The organism is Pseudomonas sp. GV105, from assembly GCF_003058185.1.
Taxonomy (GTDB): Bacteria; Pseudomonadota; Gammaproteobacteria; order Pseudomonadales; family Pseudomonadaceae; genus Aquipseudomonas; species Aquipseudomonas veronii.
This window is the reverse complement of the sequence record NZ_QBUF01000006.1, coordinates 267316-287544: the sequence shown is the minus strand read 5'-3', so window position 1 is coordinate 287544 and position 20229 is coordinate 267316. Positions and strand designations below refer to the sequence as shown.

Annotated in this window: 24 protein-coding genes; 15 read left to right on the top strand and 9 right to left on the bottom strand. The window is 62.7% G+C overall.

The window, feature by feature from the left end; all coding sequences use genetic code 11:
- The first annotated feature begins 188 nt into the window (after positions 1-188).
- From C8K66_RS14000 to C8K66_RS13985, 4 genes are all read left to right on the top strand, one after another.
- The gene (locus C8K66_RS14000) at positions 189-2942 is read left to right on the top strand and encodes a response regulator (protein WP_046382920.1); all 2754 of its coding nucleotides are present in this window, start codon (positions 189-191) and stop codon (positions 2940-2942) included.
- Between the two features lie 72 nt (positions 2943-3014).
- Positions 3015-4004: a 2-hydroxyacid dehydrogenase gene (locus tag C8K66_RS13995; protein ID WP_057004413.1), complete on the top strand. Its 990-nt coding sequence runs from the start codon at positions 3015-3017 to the stop codon at positions 4002-4004.
- A gap of 71 nt (positions 4005-4075) precedes the next feature.
- Positions 4076-4516, top strand: a complete 441-nt coding sequence (locus tag C8K66_RS13990; protein ID WP_017848021.1) for a hypothetical protein — start codon at positions 4076-4078, stop codon at positions 4514-4516.
- Positions 4513-4917: an META domain-containing protein gene (locus C8K66_RS13985; protein ID WP_057004414.1), complete on the top strand. Its 405-nt coding sequence runs from the start codon at positions 4513-4515 to the stop codon at positions 4915-4917. The genes C8K66_RS13990 and C8K66_RS13985 overlap by 4 nt, the downstream gene beginning before the upstream one ends.
- Before the next feature lie 115 nt (positions 4918-5032).
- Here C8K66_RS13985 and C8K66_RS13980 read toward each other — a convergent pair whose 3' ends face one another.
- Positions 5033-5494 carry a TlpA disulfide reductase family protein gene (locus tag C8K66_RS13980; protein WP_017848023.1) on the bottom strand — a complete coding sequence of 154 codons (462 nt, stop codon included), beginning with the start codon at positions 5492-5494 and terminating at the stop codon, positions 5033-5035.
- A gap of 115 nt (positions 5495-5609) precedes the next feature.
- Between C8K66_RS13980 and arsC the strand changes: the two genes are divergently transcribed.
- From arsC to C8K66_RS13965, 3 genes are read left to right on the top strand one after another with little or no spacing between them, the layout of a single operon-like run.
- Positions 5610-5963: an arsenate reductase (glutaredoxin) gene (gene arsC, locus C8K66_RS13975; protein WP_046382919.1), complete on the top strand. Its 354-nt coding sequence runs from the start codon at positions 5610-5612 to the stop codon at positions 5961-5963.
- Entirely contained in the window at positions 5960-6574 is a 615-nt protein-coding gene (wrbA, locus tag C8K66_RS13970; protein WP_017848025.1) for an NAD(P)H:quinone oxidoreductase, read from the top strand. The genes arsC and wrbA overlap by 4 nt, the downstream gene beginning before the upstream one ends.
- The gene (locus C8K66_RS13965; RefSeq protein ID WP_017848026.1) at positions 6558-6977 is read left to right on the top strand and encodes a DUF2069 domain-containing protein; all 420 of its coding nucleotides are present in this window, start codon (positions 6558-6560) and stop codon (positions 6975-6977) included. The genes wrbA and C8K66_RS13965 overlap by 17 nt, the downstream gene beginning before the upstream one ends.
- 83 nt (positions 6978-7060) lie before the next feature.
- Here C8K66_RS13965 and C8K66_RS13960 read toward each other — a convergent pair whose 3' ends face one another.
- Together C8K66_RS13960 and ttcA are read right to left on the bottom strand one after the other, a co-directional pair.
- On the bottom strand, positions 7061-7732 hold the full coding sequence (locus C8K66_RS13960; protein WP_017848027.1) for a DNA-3-methyladenine glycosylase I: 672 nt from the start codon (positions 7730-7732) through the stop codon (positions 7061-7063).
- 67 nt (positions 7733-7799) lie between these two features.
- Positions 7800-8624, bottom strand: coding sequence for a tRNA 2-thiocytidine(32) synthetase TtcA (gene ttcA, locus C8K66_RS13955; protein ID WP_017848028.1), 825 nt, complete (start codon positions 8622-8624; stop codon positions 7800-7802).
- 303 nt (positions 8625-8927) lie between these two features.
- Here ttcA and C8K66_RS13950 point away from each other — a divergent pair, with 303 nt between their 5' ends.
- Together C8K66_RS13950 and C8K66_RS13945 are read left to right on the top strand one after the other, a co-directional pair.
- Positions 8928-9530: a Yip1 family protein gene (locus tag C8K66_RS13950; RefSeq protein ID WP_108525111.1), complete on the top strand. Its 603-nt coding sequence runs from the start codon at positions 8928-8930 to the stop codon at positions 9528-9530.
- A gap of 129 nt (positions 9531-9659) precedes the next feature.
- The gene (locus tag C8K66_RS13945; RefSeq protein ID WP_079445028.1) at positions 9660-10154 is read left to right on the top strand and encodes a SprT family zinc-dependent metalloprotease; all 495 of its coding nucleotides are present in this window, start codon (positions 9660-9662) and stop codon (positions 10152-10154) included.
- Between the two features lie 114 nt (positions 10155-10268).
- Here the strand turns inward: C8K66_RS13945 and C8K66_RS13940 are convergent, their stop codons facing one another.
- Positions 10269-11450, bottom strand: coding sequence for a CaiB/BaiF CoA-transferase family protein (locus C8K66_RS13940; RefSeq protein WP_057004417.1), 1182 nt, complete (start codon positions 11448-11450; stop codon positions 10269-10271).
- Between the two features lie 158 nt (positions 11451-11608).
- Here C8K66_RS13940 and tusD point away from each other — a divergent pair, with 158 nt between their 5' ends.
- From tusD to C8K66_RS13910, 6 genes are all read left to right on the top strand, one after another.
- The gene (gene tusD / locus C8K66_RS13935) at positions 11609-12001 is read left to right on the top strand and encodes a sulfurtransferase complex subunit TusD (RefSeq protein WP_046382916.1); all 393 of its coding nucleotides are present in this window, start codon (positions 11609-11611) and stop codon (positions 11999-12001) included.
- Position 12002: 1 nt separating this feature from the next.
- The gene (gene tusC, locus C8K66_RS13930; RefSeq protein ID WP_017848033.1) at positions 12003-12353 is read left to right on the top strand and encodes a sulfurtransferase complex subunit TusC; all 351 of its coding nucleotides are present in this window, start codon (positions 12003-12005) and stop codon (positions 12351-12353) included.
- Positions 12353-12631, top strand: a complete 279-nt coding sequence (tusB, locus tag C8K66_RS13925) for a sulfurtransferase complex subunit TusB (RefSeq protein WP_017848034.1) — start codon at positions 12353-12355, stop codon at positions 12629-12631. Before tusC ends, tusB begins: the two co-directional genes overlap by 1 nt.
- Positions 12628-12963, top strand: coding sequence for a TusE/DsrC/DsvC family sulfur relay protein (locus tag C8K66_RS13920; protein WP_017848035.1), 336 nt, complete (start codon positions 12628-12630; stop codon positions 12961-12963). The genes tusB and C8K66_RS13920 overlap by 4 nt, the downstream gene beginning before the upstream one ends.
- Positions 12960-13961, top strand: a complete 1002-nt coding sequence (locus C8K66_RS13915; protein ID WP_108525109.1) for a glycosyl transferase family protein — start codon at positions 12960-12962, stop codon at positions 13959-13961. Before C8K66_RS13920 ends, C8K66_RS13915 begins: the two co-directional genes overlap by 4 nt.
- Before the next feature lie 88 nt (positions 13962-14049).
- Complete coding sequence (locus C8K66_RS13910) at positions 14050-15045, top strand: glutathione S-transferase family protein (protein ID WP_057004419.1); 996 nt, start codon at positions 14050-14052, stop codon at positions 15043-15045.
- Between the two features lie 106 nt (positions 15046-15151).
- On the opposite strand, the gene cysG is transcribed toward C8K66_RS13910, so the two are convergent.
- The 5 genes from cysG to lolA are packed head-to-tail and all read right to left on the bottom strand — an operon-like array spanning position 15152 to position 20191.
- Positions 15152-16546: a siroheme synthase CysG gene (gene cysG / locus C8K66_RS13905; protein WP_017848038.1), complete on the bottom strand. Its 1395-nt coding sequence runs from the start codon at positions 16544-16546 to the stop codon at positions 15152-15154.
- Positions 16547-17827 (bottom strand): serine--tRNA ligase, encoded by a 1281-nt coding sequence (gene serS / locus C8K66_RS13900; protein ID WP_017848039.1) that lies wholly within the window; start codon positions 17825-17827, stop codon positions 16547-16549.
- A 16-nt stretch (positions 17828-17843) separates the two neighbouring features.
- A complete protein-coding gene (gene crcB, locus C8K66_RS13895; RefSeq protein ID WP_057004421.1) occupies positions 17844-18218 on the bottom strand; it encodes a fluoride efflux transporter CrcB in 375 nt (124 codons plus the stop codon).
- Positions 18218-19540 carry a replication-associated recombination protein A gene (locus C8K66_RS13890; RefSeq protein ID WP_017848041.1) on the bottom strand — a complete coding sequence of 441 codons (1323 nt, stop codon included), beginning with the start codon at positions 19538-19540 and terminating at the stop codon, positions 18218-18220. The genes crcB and C8K66_RS13890 overlap by 1 nt, the downstream gene beginning before the upstream one ends.
- Positions 19541-19567: 27 nt before the next feature.
- Positions 19568-20191 carry an outer membrane lipoprotein chaperone LolA gene (lolA, locus tag C8K66_RS13885; protein ID WP_017848042.1) on the bottom strand — a complete coding sequence of 208 codons (624 nt, stop codon included), beginning with the start codon at positions 20189-20191 and terminating at the stop codon, positions 19568-19570.
- Between the last annotated feature and the right edge of the window lie 38 nt (positions 20192-20229).

The window sequence follows — 20229 nt, the reverse complement described above, 5'->3', positions numbered from 1 at the left end:
TTCTCAATCACTGATTATTCAAGATTCCCCCGCGCCAGGCAATCGCCACGTCGCGCCAAATGGCCCGAAGATTGCCTGCTGTCATTAATTTGCAAGATTCCACGCCGCGCAAATGGCTACACTGCGCAGGGGTGCGGGCCGGATGCCTGCACGGGCGATCGATCACAACGTGGTAGCAGGAGAGTGGCGTGCTTAGAAGAATGGGGATAAAAGGCCGCGTACTGTTGCTGACCTTATTACCGACCAGTCTGATGGCCTTGTTGTTGGGCGGCTATTTCACCTGGATGCAGCTCTCGGAGTTGCAATCCCAGTTGCTGCAACGTGGCGAAATGATCGCCGAGCAGTTGGCCCCACTGGTGGCTCCGGCGCTGAGCAGCAAGAACGCCGACCTGCTCGAACGCATCGCCACCCAATCCCTGGAACAACAGGACGTGCGCGCCGTTTCCTTCCTTGCGCCGGACCGCTCGTCGATGGCCCACGCCGGCCCGACCATGCTCAACCAGCCGCCGGTGGGTAACAGCTCGCACCTGTTGCAGCGCACCGGTAACGACGCCACGCGCTATCTGCTGCCGGTGTTTGGCCGTCATCGCAACCTTGCCGGCGAGCTGATTCCCGATGAATCCGACCGCTTGCTTGGCTGGGTCGAGGTGGAACTGTCCCACAACGGCATGTTGCTGCGCGGTTATCGCAGCCTGTTCGCCAGCCTGCTGCTGATCGCCATCGGCCTGATCTGCACGGCAACCTTGGCCCTGCGCATCAGCCGCACCATCAATTCGCCGATCGGCCAGATCAAGCAAGCCGTGGCCCAACTCAAGGACGGCAACCTGGAAACCCGCTTGCCGGCGCTGGGCAGCCAGGAGCTGGACCAACTTGCCTCAGGCATCAACCGCATGGCCGAGACCCTGCAGAACGCTCGGGAAGAACTGCAGCACAGCATCGACCAGGCCACCGAAGACGTGCGCCAGAACCTGGAAACCATCGAGATCCAGAACATCGAGCTGGACCTGGCGCGCAAGGAAGCCCTGGAGGCCAGTCGCATCAAGTCGGAGTTCCTGGCGAATATGAGCCACGAGATCCGCACCCCGCTCAACGGCATCCTCGGTTTCACCCATCTGCTGCAAAAAAGCGAGCTGACACCGCGTCAGCTGGATTACCTGGGCACCATCGAAAAGTCCGCCGATAACCTGCTGGGCATCATCAACGAGATCCTCGATTTCTCGAAAATCGAAGCCGGCAAGCTGGTACTCGACAGCGTGCCCTTCAACCTGCGTGACCTGCTGCAAGACACCCTGACCATCCTCGCCCCCGCCGCCCATGCCAAACAGCTGGAACTGGTGAGCCTGGTGTACCGCGACACACCGCTGGCATTGGTGGGTGACCCGCTGCGCCTCAAGCAGATCTTGACCAACCTGATCAGCAATGCGATCAAGTTCACCCGCGAAGGCACCATCGTGGCCCGGGCGATGATCGAGGATGAACAAGAAGACAGTGTGCAACTGCGCATCAGCGTGCAGGACACCGGCATCGGCCTGTCCAACCAGGACGTGCGCGCGCTGTTCCAGGCGTTCAGCCAGGCCGACAACTCGCTGTCGCGCCAACCGGGCGGCACCGGCCTGGGCCTGGTGATTTCCAAGCGCTTGATCGAGCAGATGGGCGGTGAAATCGGCGTCGACAGCACACCGGGCGAAGGCTCGGAGTTCTGGATCAGCCTGAACCTGCCCAAGACCCGCGACGACGTCGAAGACCTGCCCTGCGCGCCGCTGCTCGGCCGCCGCGTGGCCGTGCTGGAAAACCACGAACTGGCGCGCCAGGCCTTGCAACACCAGCTCGAAGACTGTGGCCTGGATGTCACGCCGTTCAATACCCTGGAAAGCCTGACCAACGGCATCACCGGCGCGCATCAGACCGAACAGGCGATCGACCTGGCGGTACTCGGCGTCACCGCCAATGACCTCCCGCCCGAGCGCCTCAACCAGCATCTGTGGGACCTCGAACACCTGGGCTGCAAGGTGCTGGTGCTGTGCCCGACCACCGAGCAAATGCTGTTCAGCCCGTCGGTGCCCAACCCCAACAGCCAATTGCAGGCCAAGCCCGCGTGTACGCGCAAGCTGCGCCGCGCCCTGACCGACCTGATCAGCCCGCGCCCCACGCGCTGCGAACCGGGTGAACCGTTGTCCAGCCGCGCGCCGCGGGTGCTCTGCGTGGATGACAACCCGGCGAACCTGTTGCTGGTGCAAACCCTGCTGGAAGACATGGGGGCCAAGGTCCAGGCCGTGGAAAGCGGCTATGCGGCCATCAATGCCGTCCAGCAGGAAACCTTCGACCTGGTGCTGATGGACGTGCAGATGCCCGGCATGGACGGGCGTCAAAGCACCGAGGCGATTCGCCAGTGGGAAAGCGAGCGCCACGGCACACCGCTGCCGGTGGTGGCCCTCACCGCCCACGCCATGGCCAACGAAAAGCGTGCGCTGCTGCAAAGCGGCATGGACGACTACCTGACCAAACCCATCAGCGAACGGCAATTGGCCCAGGTGGTGCTGAAATGGACCGGCCTGGCCCTGCGCAACCAAGGGCCGGAGCGCCCGACCGAAGGCCTCGGCCCAGGCGTGCGATTGCTGGTGCTGGACCACGAAGAAGGACTGCGGCTGGCCGCGGGCAAGGCGGACCTGGCGGCGGACATGCTCGCCATGTTGCTCGCCTCCCTCGAAGCCGACCGCCTGGCCATTACCCTCGCCCGGGAGGCCAATGACAACCATGCCTTGATCGAACGCGTCCATCGCCTGCATGGCGCCACCCGCTACTGCGGCGTACCGCAACTGCGCGCCGCCTGCCAACGCGCCGAAACCCTGCTCAAGCAGGACGACGCCAAGGCCATGGCCGCGCTGGACGAGCTGGACATGGCCATTGCCCGGTTGGCCAGTGAAGCGCGGGTCAGCGCCTGAGATTTTTTACAACGCCGGGCCCGTTCCCACAGGGTCCGCGTTACCAAAACGTACATTGCAGGGAGCTTTTTCATGCGCGTCATTCTTTTCAGCAGCCAGACCTACGACCGCGACAGTTTTCTCGGCGTGTCGCTGCCGCCCGGCCTGGAACTGCAATTCCAGCCCGCCCGGCTCACCCTCGACACCGTGGCCCTGGCCGAACGCCACGAAGTGGTCTGCGCGTTTATCAACGATGACCTCAGCGCGCCCGTGCTCGAGCACCTGGCCACGGGCGGAACCCGCCTGATCGCGCTGCGCTCGGCCGGTTACAACCATGTCGACCTCGCCGCCGCCAAGCGCCTGGGCCTGACCATCGTGCGTGTGCCCGCCTACTCGCCTCATGCCGTCGCCGAACACGCCGTGGCACTGATTCTCGCCCTGAACCGGCGCCTGCACCGTGCCTACAACCGCACCCGCGAGGGCGATTTCAGCCTGCATGGCCTGACCGGCTTCGACCTTGTCGGCAAGACCGTCGGCGTGGTCGGCACCGGGCAGATCGGCGCCACCTTCGCCAAGATCATGGCCGGTTTCGGCTGCCACCTACTGGCCTACGACCCGTTCCCCAACCCGCTGGTCCAAGCGCTCGGTGCGCGCTATGTGAGCCTGCCCGAGCTGCTGGCCGAAGCGCAGATCATCAGCCTGCACTGCCCGCTCACCACCGACAGCAAGCACCTGATCAACGCCCGCTCCCTGGCGCAGATGCAGCCCGGCGCAATGTTGATCAACACCGGGCGCGGCGGCCTGGTGGACACCCCCGCGCTGATCGAAGCGCTCAAGGACGGCCAACTCGGCTACCTGGGGCTGGATGTGTATGAAGAAGAAGCCCAGCTGTTTTTCGAGGACCGCTCCGACCTGCCCCTGCAGGACGACGTGCTCGCGCGCCTGCTGACGTTCCCCAACGTGATCATCACCGCGCACCAGGCATTTCTCACCCGCGAGGCCCTGGCGGCGATCGCCGAGACCACCCTGGCCAACATTGCGGCCTGGGCCGATGGCCGGGCGCAGAATCGTGTCGACGGATGATCAGCGGTCACATACCAGGCGCATGATCCGCAGGCGCGCGTGCTAGGATGCCGCGCCTATTTGGAGGAACCATGGCCGAACACGATTTCCGCTTCAGCTTGCTGAGCCCGCAACACACCCTGATCGAATGCCGCGCCCTGGTGCCGGGCCGCTATCAGGTCACCGGCAACGGTGGTTCGATCAAGCATGGCGACGTACTGATCGTCACCCTGCGCGGCAGTAAAACCCTGTCGATGCGCCTCACCGTCGAAGGCGACGCGCGCTACTCCATCCGCCCGGCAGGTCAGTGGGTCGCCATGGCCCAGGGGCCGAAGTTCGGCGAGCTGGAGATTCACACCTGGAAGGTCAACTGCGACAGCTGCGAGGCCGTGCTGGAGTTTGAATTCGCGGTGGAGACCAAGCTGACCAAGGAACCGCTGCAACCGGCCGCCAATGCGCGCATTGCCGAGTTGGGCTGGGCCAGCGAAGGCGCCAAGCACCGCTGCCCGAAATGCCAGAAGGCCGCGCAATGAAGGGCCTGCTTCTGCTGGCCGCCGTCGGTGCCGGCCTGATGGGCTGCGCCGGTGATGCGGCAAAGCTCGAGCGGGATCACAGCTACGTGGTGGAATGGATCGGTGAGCGGCCGCTGATGGATTACGCGCACCTGAGTGTCACCTTGGGCGCCGATGGGCGCGCCTACGGCAACGGCGGGTGCAACCACTGGTTTGCACCGTACACCGTCGAGGGCGACAAACTCAGCTTCGGCAAGATCGGCAGTACGCGCAAACTCTGCGGCGACGCCCTGATGGAGCAGGAACACCGCTTCTTCCAGGCCCTGCAAGGCGTTGAGCGCTGGGACATCTCGCCGATCGAGCAGACCCGCTTCTGGCCGGCCGAAGGCAAGCCTATCCGCCTGTGGCTGGAAGAAGGCTGATAGCAGGTTCAATGGGATCTAACTGTGGGAGGGGGCTTGCTCCCGATTGCGCTATGTCAGTACCGAATATGCTGGCTGACACACCGCTATCGGGAGCAAGCCCCCTCCCATATGTTCAACCGCGCAGGGCCTTGAGCTTGGCCAGCACGCCTTGTGCCGTCTGTTCGCCCATCAACTGCTCACGCACCTTGCCCTTGTCGTCGATGATGTAAGTCACCGGCAACGCTTCGCTGCGTGGAATATCAAAGATCCCGTCCGGGTTCTGCGCCAGCACGGTGAACTTGATGCCCAGCTTGTCACTGGCTTCCTTCAGTTCCGCGCCCTGCACATTGTCGAAATTGACCCCGAACACGCCGACGTTCTGCCCTTTGAGCTGTTCAGCCAAGGCATTGAGCTCCGGGATTTCCGTGCGGCACGGGCCACACCATTCCGCCCAGTAGTTGACCACCAGCCATTGCTTGTCCAGGCGTTCGGCCGCCACTTTCTGGCCATATTGGTCAACGCCGTAGTCATTACCGCAGCCGCTGAGCAGCAGGGTTGTGATGATCGCCAATGCACCGATCAGTCGCCTTGTCATGGGGTAATCCTTCGCAAAAATGAACGTTGGCTGCGACGGATCGCCTCTTACGGTTTAAGGACCGGGCGCAGCGCAGGTAGAATACCCGCCACCTTACGCAAGATGCGACCCGCACATGACCGATCTGACGCTTTATCACAACCCGCGCTGCTCGAAATCCCGCGGAGCGCTCGAACTGCTGGAAGCACGCGGCCTCGCGCCGACGGTGGTGCGCTACCTGGAAACCCCGCTGAATGCCGCGCAACTGAAGGCCCTGCTGGCAAAACTGGGGATCAGCGCACGCCAATTGCTGCGCACCGGCGAAGAGGAATACAAAACCCTCAACCTGGCAGACGCGACGCTCAGCGAAACACAGTTGATCGCCGCCATCGCCGAGCACCCCAAGTTGATGGAACGTCCGATCCTCGAAACCCCCGACAAAGCCATCATCGGCCGCCCACCGGAGAGCGTGCTGGAGATCCTGCCGTGAGTACGCCGTATGTGCTGGTGTTGTATTACAGCCGCAACGGCTCGGTCAGCGAAATGGCCCGGCACATTGCCCGAGGCATCGAACAAGGCGGGATGGAAGCGCGCCTGCGCACCGTACCGGCGATCTCCAGCGAGTGCGAAGCCGTAGCGCCGAGCATTCCGGCCGAAGGCGCGCTGTATGCCAGCCTGGATGATCTGAAGAACTGTTCAGGCCTGGCCCTGGGCAGCCCGACCCGCTTCGGCAATATGGCCGCGCCATTGAAGTACTTTATCGACGGCACCAGTAACCTGTGGCTGACTGGCGCCCTGGTCGGCAAACCGGCCGGGGTGTTCACCTCCACCGCCAGCCTGCACGGCGGCCAGGAGACCACGCTGATGTCGATGCTGCTGCCGCTGCTGCACCACGGCATGCTGATCACCGGCCTGCCCTATAGCGAACAAGCGCTGCTCGACACCCAGGGTGGCGGTACGCCTTATGGCGCCAGCCACCATGCTGGCCCCGACGGCAAGCGCCTGCTGGATCAACATGAAATCGCCCTGTGCAAGGCCCTCGGCCTGCGCCTGGCGAAAACCGCTGCGTTGCTGGAGAACGGCCGTGGCCAAAAAACCTAAGATCCTGCCACCCCAGGCGTGGCTGGAGCCGCGGGTCAAAGTCGCACGCGCCCTGAGCCTGCTGGCGTTTTTCGGCCTGGTGGGCCTGCTCTGCGTGTATTACCTGTTCGTCGCCGACCTGCACGGCGCACGGCCGTGGGTGATCCTGCTGATCGAACTGGTGCCGCTGCTGGTGCTGGCGCCGGGGATACTGATCGGCAGCGCACGCGGGCATTCGTGGATGTGCTTTGTGGTGAACCTGTATTTCATCAAGGGCGCACTGGCGGCGTATGACCCGAACCGCCAGTGGTTCGGCGTGCTGGAAATGCTGGCGAGCCTGGCGCTGTTCTGTACGGCGTTGCTGTATGTGCGCTGGCGGTTCCAGTTGGATCGGCGCTTGGCCGGCGAGGGTCAGCCGGCCTGACCCGCCATCATCGCGGACAAGCCCACAGTTGAAATGCAGTTTCCTGTGGGAGTGGGCTTGCCCACGATGGCATCACCTCGGTCTCAATGATTGACCGTATACGCCAGCATCATCGACAACTGACACATCGGCCGCCCGCTCTCGGCATGCCACTGGTTGAACGCCCCCTGCACCGTCGCCAGGTCGCGCAGGCTGGTGGGGGCCTTGTCGACGATCTTCTGCGCGTGCAGGGCCGCGACCACGTCATCGCTCGGCACGAACGTATCCTTGCCCACCATGCGCAGAAAGCGCGGCGCCGACAGCCCGCCCAACTGATGACCGTGCTTGCTCAGGTATTTCCATAAACCGACGATATCGGTCACCGGCCAGTCGGCGATAAACGCGCCGAAGCTACCCTTCTCCTGGGCGATATCCAGGATCATCTGCGCGTTGCGCGGCACACTCTTGAGCTTGCCCAGGTGGCGGATGATGCGCGTATCCTGCATCAAGCGCTCCAGGTGCTCGGCGCCCATCAGCACGACTTTTTCCGGGTCGAAGCCAAAGAACACCTGCTCGAATGCAGGCCATTTGGCATCCACCACGCTGTGCTTGAGCCCGGCGCGGAAAACCCGCAGCGCCAGGGTCGACAGGTAGCGATCATCACTGATCTGGCGTAATTGCGCCGGCGTCTTGGGCACAGGCAGACGGGCTTCCAGTTCGGCCGCCGAACCGAAGCGGTTCAGACAATATTCGTGCAGCCACTTGTAATCGCGCATGCCCTCTCCTGGGGATTGAAATGAAAACGGCGCCTGTGAGCGCCGTCGTTCAGAGCGTTGAGAAACGTCAGAGGTTCACCACGTTGACGAAGCGCGAAGCGGCGTTCTCGTCGATACGCAGGCTGGTGAAGTCGAACAGGTTACGGTCGGCCAACTGCGACGGGATCACGTTCTGCAAGCTGCGGAAGATACTCTCGGTACGCCCTGGGGTCTTGCGTTCCCAGTCCTGGAGCATCTCCTTGACCACCTGGCGCTGCAGGTTTTCCTGGGAGCCGCACAGGTTGCACGGGATGATCGGGAATTGCTTGAAGTCGGAGTAGGCCTGGATGTCCTTCTCGTTGCAATACGCCAGCGGGCGAATCACTACGTTGCGTCCGTCATCGGCGCGCAGCTTGGGCGGCATGGCTTTGAGGGAGCCGTTGAAGAACATGTTGAGGAAGAATGTCTCGACGATATCGTCGCGGTGATGCCCCAGGGCCATCTTGGTCGCACCGATCTCATCGGCAAACGTGTAGAGCGTGCCACGGCGCAGGCGCGAACACAGCGAGCAGGTGGTCTTGCCCTCCGGGATCAGCTCCTTGACCACCGAATAGGTGTCTTTTTCGACGATGTGGTACTCGATGCCCAGTGTCTTGAGGTAGGCCGGCAGCACGTCTTCGGGGAAGCCCGGTTGTTTCTGGTCCATGTTGACGGCAACGATCTCGAACTTGATCGGCGCAACCTTTTGCAGGTGCAGCAGCACGTCGAGCATGGTGTAGCTGTCTTTGCCGCCGGAGAGGCAGACCATGACCTTGTCGCCGTCCTCGATCATGTTGAAATCGGCGACCGCTTCACCAGCCAGGCGACGCAGGCGTTTTTGCAGTTTGTTCTGGTTGACCGTAAGAGTGCCCATGGCGCTTGGATCCGCTAGAGGTGTGTGACGAAAAGCGCGGTATTTTACCGGTAAGGTTGACCAAGTTCCAATGTGGGAGGGAGCAAACCTCCTCCCCCACTTGAGTGCATTGCCAACGACAGACCGCGCCGCGATTAAGCCCACTGTTTACAGCGCAATTTGCTCTAAAGCCCTACGGTTTTTCCGGTCATCACTTCCTATACTGCGACTTGAGGTCGCACATAACTATCCAGACCTTTCAGGCCATCTGGCCCGTAGGCGCTCCGATGGGGGGCGATGGTAATAACGACAGGAGTGACTGGCATGATCCATCACGTCGTGGGGCTTTTTACCCATCCCGACCAGGAATGGCGGGAAATTCGTGGCGATAAAGAAGAAAGCGTCGGCCACATGTACCTCACTCACACCTTGATTCTCGCGGCGATCCCCGCCGTATCAGCCTTTATCGGCACCACCCAGGTCGGCTGGGTCATCGGCAGTCGTTCCCCGGTCATGCTGACCCAGGAAAGCGCCTTGTGGATGACCGTCATGTCGTACCTGGCGATGCTCGGCGGCGTAGCGATCATGGGCGCCTTCATTCACTGGATGGCGCGCACCTACGACGCCAGCCCCAGCATGGCGCGTTGTGTCGCCTTTGCCACCTACACCGCGACACCGTTGTTCATCGGCGGGCTGGCGGCGCTCTACCCGCACATGTGGCTGGGGATGGTCGTCGGCACGGCGGCGATCTGTTACACGGTGTACCTGCTGTATGTGGGGTTGCCGACGTTCATGAGCATCGATCCGGACGAAGGCTTTCTGTTTTCCAGCTCGGTGCTGGCCGTGGGCCTGGTCGTGCTGGTGGCAATCATGGCGTTCACCGTGATCGTCTGGGGCCTGGGCGTTGGCCCGATCTATACCAACTAAGCGGTTTCACCCAGCAGGCAAGGCCACCGCAAGGTGGCTTTGTGCGTCATGCATGACCATTCGGCGCCTGACCGATTCGGAAACACCCGCCTTTGCGGCATACTGGACATCTCTGGAGAGATGTACAGCATGCCCGAGCAACTCAATACCCGCGTCGAAGATTGTTTCCTGCTAGCCGAATCCTTTTTCAAACGAAGCTTCAAACGCCCCCAGGTCAGCCTCAAGTTGCGGGGCCAGAAAGCCGGTGTCGCGCATTTGCACGAAAACCTGCTGCGCTTCAACCCACAGTTGTACCGAGAAAACAGCCAACACTTCCTGAAACAGACCGTGGCCCATGAAGTGGCGCACCTGATCGCCCACCAATTGTTTGGCGAGCGCATCCAGCCCCATGGCGAGGAATGGCAACTGATCATGCGCGGCGTGTATGAACTGCCGCCAGACCGTTGCCACACCTATGAGGTCAAGCGCCGCCAGGTGACCCGCTATATCTACCGCTGCCCATGTGCCGACAGCGACTTCCCGTTTTCGTCACAGCGCCATGGGTTGGTGAGGCAGGGGCGGCGTTATCTGTGCAGGCGCTGTCGGCAGACGTTGGTGTTTACCGGGGAAACTCGCGTCGAGTGAAATATGCGGTGTGTGTGAGGGCCTCATCGGGGGCAAGCCCCCTCCCACATTTTGACCCTGTTCACAGAGCTAATTGTGGGAGGGGGCTTGCCCCCGATGAGGCCCGCCCAGTCACTACACAATCACCTTGGCAGCACGCAACGCGCTGATGCGCTGTGAGCTCAAGCCCAATTCCATCAGCACTTCATCACTGTGCGCGCCCACCGCCGCCCCGATATGCCGGGGGGCTGGCAACCCTTCGGAGAACTTCAGCGGGCAAGCCATCTGCGCCTGGGTCGAGCCGTCGGGCCGCGGCACCTGGGTGACCAGTTCCCGCGCCTTCAACTGCGGATGCTCCACGGCTTCGCTCAGGCTCAGCACCGGTTCGACGCACGCATCGACCCCGGCAAACAACTCGCACAATTCCTCGAAGCTGCGCTTCTCGAACTCAACCTGCAGCGCCTGCTTGAGCGCCTTTTGCTGCTCAGGCTCGGGCGACAAGCCTTGTGCCGCCAGTTCCGGTCGCCCCAACGCGGCGCACAATTGCTGCATGAATGCCGGTTCCAGACTGCCGACCGACATCCAGCGCCCATCGCGGGAACGGTAATAATCGTAGAAACTGCCGCCATTGAGCACATGGGTCTCCCACCCCGGCTCCACGCCACAGGCCAGGTAGCCAGCGCCGGCCATGGCATTCAAGCTGAACGAGCAGTCGGTCATGCTCACATCCAGGTATTGGCCAACGCCGCTCTGTTGCCGCGCAATCACCGCCGCGAGCAGGCCCACCACCGCGTGCAGCGAGCCACCGGCGACATCCGCCAATTGCACGCCCAACGGCAGCGGCCCGCTGTCCCGCCGCCCGGTATGGCTGGCCACTCCGGCCAACGCCAGGTAGTTGATATCGTGCCCAGCGCGGTCCTTGTAGGGGCCGGTCTGACCGTACCCGGTGATCGACACATAAATCAGCCGCGGGTTGATCGCCTTCAACGCCGCATACCCCAGGCCCAGGCGCTCCATCACCCCGGGGCGAAACTGTTCGAGCACGATGTCGTAGCCCTTGACCAGCTCGCGCACAATCTCCAGCGCCTCGGCCTGCTTCAGATCCAGGGCGAGGCTGCGCTTATTGCGATTGAGGTAAGCATGGCTGGCCGAGGTGCCCTGATCGTGGGGCGGCAGCACGCGCAGCAGGTCCATGCGCGTGGGCGATTCGATGCGCAGCACCTCGGCGCCCATGTCCGCCAGCATCAGCGACGCAAACGGGCCGGGCAGCAAGGTGGAAAAATCCAGTACTTTGAGGGACGCCAAGGGACCTGACATGGAGACTCCGTTTCCGATTCGACTGGCGACAGCGTAGTCAGCCTTCAGCGCCGACGGCAATCGTCAGAACGATCATCGGCAGTGACCGTTTTGATCACGGCGGGCTTTTTCCCGGCGGCGGCCTTATCATTGGCCCACGTTTGCTTGCAGGGGGTTCCATGAAATTTGCGATAGCACTGTTTTCCGCCGCCCATGCGCCCTCCTCGCGTCGCGCCTTGCTGTTCGCCCAGGCGGCGCTGGCCGGCGGGCACGAGATTGTGCGCCTGTTTTTTTATCAGGACGGCGTCTACAGTGCCTCCAACACCATCGTTGCGCCACAGGATGAGCAAGACATCGCTCGCCAATGGCGTGAGTTTGTCAGCGCGCATCAGTTGGACGCCGTGGTGTGCATCGCCGCCGCCCTGCGCCGTGGCGTGCTCGACAGCGAAGAAGCCGCGCGTTACCAGCGCAGCGCGGTGAACCTGGAGGCGCCATGGGAGCTGTCGGGCCTTGGGCAATTGCACGACGCGACCCAGGCCGCCGACCGCCTGATCTGTTTTGGAGGGCCGTGACATGTCCAAATCCTTGCTGGTCATCAGCCGCCAGGCACCGTGGTCCGGGCCGAGCGCGCGGGAAGCCCTGGATATCGTATTGGCCGGCGGCGCGTTCGATCTACCCATCGGCCTGTTGTTCCTGGATGACGGCGTGTTCCAACTGGCGCCGCACCAGGACGCCAAGGCCGTGCAGCAAAAAGACCTCGGCGCCAACCTGCAAGCACTGGGGCTGTTCGGTATCGACGAGGTGTTTGCCTGCGGCCACAGCCTGGCTGCGCGCGGGCTGACGCACCCGGTCAATGCACAGCCGCTGAACGACGAACAGATTTCCCAGTTGATTGACCGTTACGACCAGGTGATAACCCTCTGATGTCGACTTTACATGTGGTGTCCCACTCCCCGTTTACCGATAGCCGCCTCGACAGCTGCCTGCGCGTCTGTGGCAGCGACGATGCGATCCTGCTCTGTGGCGACGGCGCCTACGGGCTGCGTCACCCGGCGCTGCTGACCAAAGGCGTGAAGGTCTTTGTGCTGGCCGAAGACAGCCTGGCGCGCAACCTGCCGCTGCCCGACTGGGCCGACTGCGTGGATTACCCAGGTTTCGTGCAACTGTCGATCGACTACGACAAGGTCAACACCTGGCTATGAACACCCTGACCGTGGGCGCGCGCACCCTCGAACTGGACAAGGACGGCTACCTCGTCGACCTGAACGAGTGGTCGGCCGACGTGGCCAACGCCCTCGCCGCCGCCGAAGCCCTCGAGCTGACCCCGGCGCATTGGGAAATCCTCGAGCTGCTGCGCCAGTTTTATCAAGAGTTCCAGCTGTCCCCCGCCACACGCCCGCTGATCAAGTACACCGCCTTGAAGCTGGGTGCGGACAAGGGCAACAGCCTGCACCTCAACAAACTGTTCAACGGCACTCCCGCCAAACTCGCCGCCAAGCTGGCCGGCCTGCCCAGACCGACGAATTGCTTATGACCGACTTTGCTCCGCTGACCCTCGAAACCCCTGCCGAGCACCCGTTTGCACCGTTCGTGCGTATCCTGGGCAAAGGCAAGCGCGGTGCGCGCAACCTGACCCGCGAAGAAGCCCGCGAAGCCATGGGTATGCTGCTTGACGAAAAAGTCGAAGACACCCAGCTCGGCGCCTTCCTCATGCTGCTGCGCCACAAAGAGGAAAGCCCGGAAGAACTCGCCGGTTTCACCGAAGCGGTGCGCGAGCGCCTGCACGCCCCGGCGCTGGAGGTGGATATCGACTGGCCGACCTATGCCGGCAAAAAGCGCCACCTGCCGTGGTTCCTGCTGGCCGCCAAGTGCCTGGCGCAGAACGGTGTACGCATCCTCATGCATGGCGGCGGCGCCCACACGGCCGGCCGGCTGTACACCGAGCAATTGCTGGAAGGTCTACAGATCCCGCTGTGCCGCAATTGGCAGCAGGTCGAGACAGCCTTCGAGCACGGCAACCTGGCATTTATCCCGCTGGGCGACTGGGCCCCGCAACTGCAACGCATGATCGACCTGCGCAACACCCTGGGCCTGCGCTCGCCGATCCACTCCCTGGCACGCCTGCTCAACCCGCTGAATGCACGCTGCGGCCTGCAAAGCATCTTCCATCCCGGCTACCAGGGCGTACACCGCGATGCCAGCGGCCTGCTCGGCGACACGGTGATTGTGGTCAAGGGCGATGGCGGCGAAATCGAGATCAACCCCGACACGATCAGCCACCTCTACGGCAGCACCGGTGGCGAAAGCTGGGACGAAGAATGGCCCGCCCTCGCCGCCCAGCGCCATGTCAAACCGGCCAGCCTGGAGCCCGAGCAGTTGAAAGCGCTGTGGCGCGGCGAGGTCGAGGACAGCTACCCGCAACTCGCCTTGATCGCCACCATGGCCCTGGCCTTGCGCGGCCTCGGTCATCCGCGGGAGCAAGCGTTCGAATTGGCCCAGCAATACTGGGACGCACGGGATAAATCGATTTAATCGATCATTCCCCCGCAATCTTTGCGCTTTTAGTTCGAACTCATCCCTTTAGACTGGACTCCAACGCTTATTAGCCAAGGAGCCAGTCATGGGTTTGCTGATTGAAGGACGCTGGCACGACCAGTGGTACGAAAGTAGCGCGGATGGCGCGTTCCAGCGGGAACAGGCACAACGCCGCCACTGGGTGACCGCTGACGGCCAGCCCGGCCCCAGCGGCGAAGGTGGCTTCAAGGCCGAAGCCGGTCGTTACCACCTGTATGTGTCGCTCGCCTGCCCGTGGGCCCATCGCACGCTGATCCTGCGCAAACTCAAGGGGCTGGAAGGTCTGATCGACGTGTCCGTGGTCAGCTGGCTGATGCTGGAAAACGGCTGGACCTTCGACAAGGCCCGCGGCTCCAGCGGCGACTCGCTGGATGGCTTCGCGTTCATGCACCAGCGCTACACCGCCGACACGGCCGATTACACCGGGCGCGTCACGGTGCCGGTGCTGTGGGACAAACAACTCAAGCGCATCGTCAGCAATGAATCAGCGGAGATCATCCGCATGTTCAACAGCGCGTTCAACGGGCTGACCGGCAACACCCTGGACTTCTACCCCGAGGCTCTGCGCCCGCGCATCGATGCGCTGAACGAGCGCATCTACCCCGCCGTGAACAACGGCGTGTACCGCGCAGGCTTCGCCACCTCGCAGCAGGCCTATGAGCGTGCGTTCGATGATGTGTTTGCCGAACTGGACCACTTGGAACAGCACCTGGGCGAGCATCGCTACCTGGCCGGTGAGTACCTGACCGAGGCGGATGTACGGCTGTTTACCACGCTGATTCGATTTGATGCGGTGTATTACAGCCACTTCAAATGCAACCTGCGGCGGATTGCCGATTATCCGAATCTGTCGAATTGGTTGCGGGAAATCTATCAATGGCCGGGAGTGGCCGAGACGGTGGACTTTGCGCACATCAAGGGGCATTACTATGCCAGCCACCGCACCATCAATCCGACGGGGATTGTGCCCAAGGGGCCGTTGCAGGTGTTTGATGCCGAGCATGATCGCGGGCGGTTGAGCGCTAAGGGCGTCTGGCGTTGATCCAGAGGATGGGTTGGATCTAATGGCCTCATCGGGGGCAAGCCCCCTCCCACATTGGAAGGCATTCCAAAATGTGGGAGGGGGCTTGCCCCCGATGCATTCAGGCTCAGACCTGAGCCTGGGCGCCTTCAAACCATTTGAGCTTCTCGCGCAGCACCACCACTTCACCGACGATCACCAGCGTCGGCGCATGCACTTCATGCTCCGCCACCAGGCGCGGCAGGTCGGCCAGGGTGCCGGTGAACACGCGCTGGTTGGACGTGGTGCCCTGCTGGATCAACGCCGCTGGCGTGTCCGCCGAACGTCCATGCTTGATCAACTGTTCGCAGATGATCGGCAAACCGATCAAGCCCATGTAGAACACCAGGGTCTGCGACGGGCCCACCAGATCACCCCAAGGCAGGTCCGAGGTGCCGTTCTTCAGGTGACCGGTGATAAAGCGTACCGATTGCGCATAGTCACGGTGGGTCAACGGAATCCCGGCATACGCCGCGCAGCCGCTGGCTGCCGTGATCCCCGGCACCACCTGGAACGGAATGCCATGGGCCGCCAGTTCTTCGATCTCTTCGCCGCCACGGCCGAAGATGAACGGATCGCCGCCCTTGAGGCGCAGCACGCGCTTGCCCTGCTTGGCCAGGTCGACCAATTGCTGGTTGATCTGGTCCTGGGGCACGGCGTGATCGGCGCGACGCTTGCCCACGTAGACGCGCTCGGCATCACGACGGCACAGCTCAAGAATCGCTGGGGCCACCAGACGGTCGTAGAGCACCACATCGGCTTGCTGCATCAAACGCAAGGCGCGGAAGGTCAACAGGTCCGGATCGCCGGGGCCGGCGCCCACCAGGTAGACTTCGCCCGGCGCATAAGGCGGCGCGCCGTTGACCTTTTCGATCAGCAAACGCTCGGCTTCATCGCCCTGCCCGGCCAGTTGCCGGTCGGCAATCGGGCCCTGGAAGACTTCTTCCCAGAACGCGCGGCGCTGCTGCACGTCCGGGTACAAACGCTTGACCTGGGCCCGAAAGCGCGCCGCCAGCCCGGCCAACTGGCCATACGTGGACGGAATCCAGGTTTCCAGCTTGGCCCGGATCAAGCGCGCCAACACCGGCGCATCGCCGCCGCTGGACACCGCGATCACCAAGGGCGAACGGTCGACAATCGCCGGGAAGATCACGCTGCACAGGGCTGGCGCATCCACCACGTTGACCGGTACGCAACGGCGCTTGGCATCACTGGACACTTGCGCGTTCAGTGGTTCGTCGTCCGTTGCGGCGATGATCAGGGTGCAACCGTCAAGGTCGGCCTCCTGATAACCGCGCACGATCAGTTCCCCGCCACTGCCCAGCACCAGTTCACGCAACTGGTCTTCGATCTGGGGAGCAACCACCCGCAGCAGCGCGCCGGCGTCGGCCAGCAGGCGGGACTTGCGCAAGGCAATCTCCCCGCCACCGACGACCAACACACGACTGCCGCGCAGGTTATGAAACAGCGGCAGAAATTCCATTTAGCCGATGACCTCGATGCCCGCCATGTACGGCTTGAGCACATCCGGCACACGGATCGAACCGTCGGCCTGCTGGTAGTTTTCGAGCACGGCCACCAGGGTACGGCCTACGGCCAGGCCCGAACCGTTGAGGGTATGCACCAGTTCCGGCTTGCCGGTTTCCGGGTTGCGGAAACGCGCCTGCATGCGACGGGCCTGGAAATCACCGCAGTTGGAGCACGACGAGATCTCGCGGTATTTATCCTGGCTCGGCACCCACACTTCGAGGTCGTAGGTCTTCACGGCGCTGAAACCCATGTCGCCGGTACACAGCGCCAGCACGCGGTACGGCAGCTCCAACAGTTGCAGCACGCGTTCGGCGTTGGCGGTCAGGCCTTCGAGGGCTTCCATGGAGGTCGACGGCTCGACAACCTGCACCATCTCGACTTTGTCGAACTGGTGCTGGCGGATCATGCCGCGGGTGTCGCGCCCCGATGCACCGGCTTCACTGCGAAAGCACGGCGTGTGGGCGACGAGCTTGAGCGGCAGGTGCTTGGCGTCGAGGATCTCGCCGGCGACGATGTTGGTCAGCGACACTTCGGCGGTCGGGATCAGGTACAGGTCGGCTTCGCCATCGCGGCTGATCTTGAACAGGTCTTCCTCGAACTTCGGCAACTGGCCGGTGCCCTGCAGGGCCGGCGCCTGAACCAGATACGGGGTGTAGGCCTCTTCGTAGCCGTGCTCGCCGGTGTGCAGGTTGATCATGAACTGCGCCAGGGCGCGATGCAGGCGGGCAATCGGGCCGCGCAGCAAGGCAAAGCGCGCACCGGACAGCTTGGCGGCGGTTTCGAAATCCAGGCCGCCGTTCAGTTCGCCCAGGGCGACGTGGTCCTTGATCGCGAAATCAAAGGCCTTTGGCGTGCCCCAGCGGCGCACTTCGACGTTGCCGTCTTCGTCCGCACCGACCGGCACCGACTCGTGCGGCAGGTTCGGAATGCCCAGCAGGATCGAATCCAGCTCGCCCTGGATCTTGTCCAGTTCGAGTTTGCCGTCGGACAGCTCGGTGCCCATGCGCTCGACATCCGCCATCAACGGCGCGATGTCTTCACCGCGCTGCTTGGCCTGCCCGATGGACTTGGAACGCGCATTACGCTCAGCCTGCAGTGCTTCGGTGCGGGTCTGGACGGTCTTGCGCTGTTCTTCCAGCGCTTCGATGCGCGCAACATCCAAGGCAAAGCCACGGGATGCCAGGCGGTCCGCTACGTCCTGAAGGTTGCTACGTAACAGTTTGGAATCGAGCATGTCGGTCTCTCGTTTATCAAAGTTTGGTCAAGGACAGGCCGGCCCAGGTGGCGAGCAGCCCGCCGAACACGCTGATGCCCAGGTACCCGAAGGCGACCAGGGCCTGCCCGCTTTCCAGCAGGCGCACCGTATCCAGTGAAAAGGATGAAAAGGTCGTCAGACCGCCTACAAAGCCGACAATCAAGCCGGCACGAATTTCAATCGGCACTTCCGGGCGCAACAGGAACCAACCGTACAACAGCCCGATGATCAGGCAGCCGACCAGGTTGACCGCCAGGGTCGCCGTATAAAAATACCTCGGCCAGTTGGCGTTAACCCAATTACCAGTGGCGAAACGCAATAATGTACCAGCGATGCCGGCAACGGACACGGCAAGAATCGTCTTGAGCACTACTTTCTCCGCTGTTTGGGGCTGAGACGGTCGAGTTGAGCGAGGTGATTGAGCTTTTCACCGATCTTCAGCTCCAGGCCACGGGGCACCGGCTGGTAGAACGGCTGCGGCTCGAGCGCGTCAGGGAAGTAATCTTCGCCGGCGGCATAGGCGTCCGGCTCATCGTGGGCGTAGCGGTATTCATCGCCGTAACCCAGTTGTTTCATCAATTTGGTCGGCGCATTGCGCAGGTGCAGCGGCACTTCGAGGGAGCCATGTTCGGCCGCGGCGCGCAGTGCCGATTTGAAGCCCATGTACACCGCGTTGCTTTTCGGCGCGCAGGCCAGGTAGGTAATGGCCTGGGCCACCGCCAGCTCGCCTTCGGGGCTGCCCAGGCGCTCCTGCACTTCCCACGCCGCAAGGCACAGGCTCAAGGCGCGGGGGTCGGCGTTGCCGATGTCTTCGCTGGCCATACGCACCACGCGGCGCGCGAGGTAGAGCGGGTCGCAGCCACCGTCGATCATGCGTGCGAACCAGTACAACGCGCCGTCGGGGTTGGAGCCGCGCACCGATTTGTGCAGCGCCGAAATCTGATCGTAGAACGCTTCACCACCCTTGTCGAAACGCCGGCGCGTGTCGCCGAGCAGGCTTTGCAGGAGTTCGACGCCAATCTCGCTGCCGTCCTCGGCCAGGTCGGAGGCGTTCTCCAGCAGGTTCAGAAAGCGCCGCCCATCGCCGTCGGCGGCGCTGAACAGGATCTTGAAGCCTTCATCGCTGAGGCTCAACTGGCGCTTGCCCAAGCCCTTGTCTTCGCTCAAGGCGCGCTGCAGCAGCTTTTGCATCGCCGCTTCATCCAGGCTCTTGAGCACATACACCCGCGCCCGCGAGAGCAAGGCGTTGTTCAATTCGAAGGACGGGTTCTCGGTGGTTGCACCGATAAAAATCAGCGTGCCGTCTTCGACATACGGCAAGAACGCGTCCTGCTGCGACTTGTTGAAGCGATGCACTTCGTCGACGAACAAGATGGTGCGCTTGCCGTATTGCCCGGCCTGCTGCTTGGCCACTTCCACGGCCTGGCGGATCTCTTTGACCCCAGCCAGCACCGCCGAGACCGTTTCGAAGTGAGCATCCGAGACTTTCGCCAACAGCCGCGCCAGCGTGGTTTTACCCACCCCCGGCGGCCCCCAGAAAATCATCGAGTGCAGCGCTCCCTGCTCCAGGGCTTCGCGCAAAGGCTTGCCGCGAGCGAGCAGGTGTTCCTGACCGACGTACTCATCCAGGTTGGTCGAACGCAAGCGTGCGGCCAGGGGTTGAGCGATCGGGTCACTTCGAAACAGGTCCATGGGCAGCGTTTGAAACCTCTAGGCAGGTTATTCCTGGATCACGTCGGCACCCTTGGGGATGTCGAACTTGAACGTGGACGCGGGCACCGGCACGTTGGCCTTGACCCCGGTGAACAGGATATCGGTGCGCTGGCCGACGCTGTCGATCAGGCGCATGTTATTGATCACGCCGTTACCGAACGAAAGGTGCAGGCTGTCGAACAGCGTGTCCTTGGATTTCGGCTTGAGGGTGAATTCGATCACATTGCTGGTTTGCTTGGAGGTGATCTCGAAGCTGTCGTTGATCTTCGACACATCGCCCGACAGCAACAGCGCCGGGGTCTGGTTCAAGCGCGGATCGAGCTTTTTGATGGTCGCCTGTTCCAGGTCCGGGTCCCACAGCGTGACTTTCTGGCCATCGGAAACGATGGTCTGCTCGGCCTTCCCTTCCGTGTGCCAGTAGAACAGCCCAGGGCGCTGCACGGCCATTTCACCGGCGGTTTCCTGCAACTGGGTGCCGCCGGCATCCAGGGTCAGCTGGGAGAAGCGTGCGGTCAGGGTCTTGGATTTGTCCAGCAGGTTGGTCAGGCTGGCGACGGAGGCCGGATCAGCGTGAGCCGAAACAGCAGTCAGGGCCAGTGCCGGCAACAACAGCATGCGGATAAGACGCATGGGAGTCCTCATTGAGTCGTTAGGGCGCGCCGCGTGCT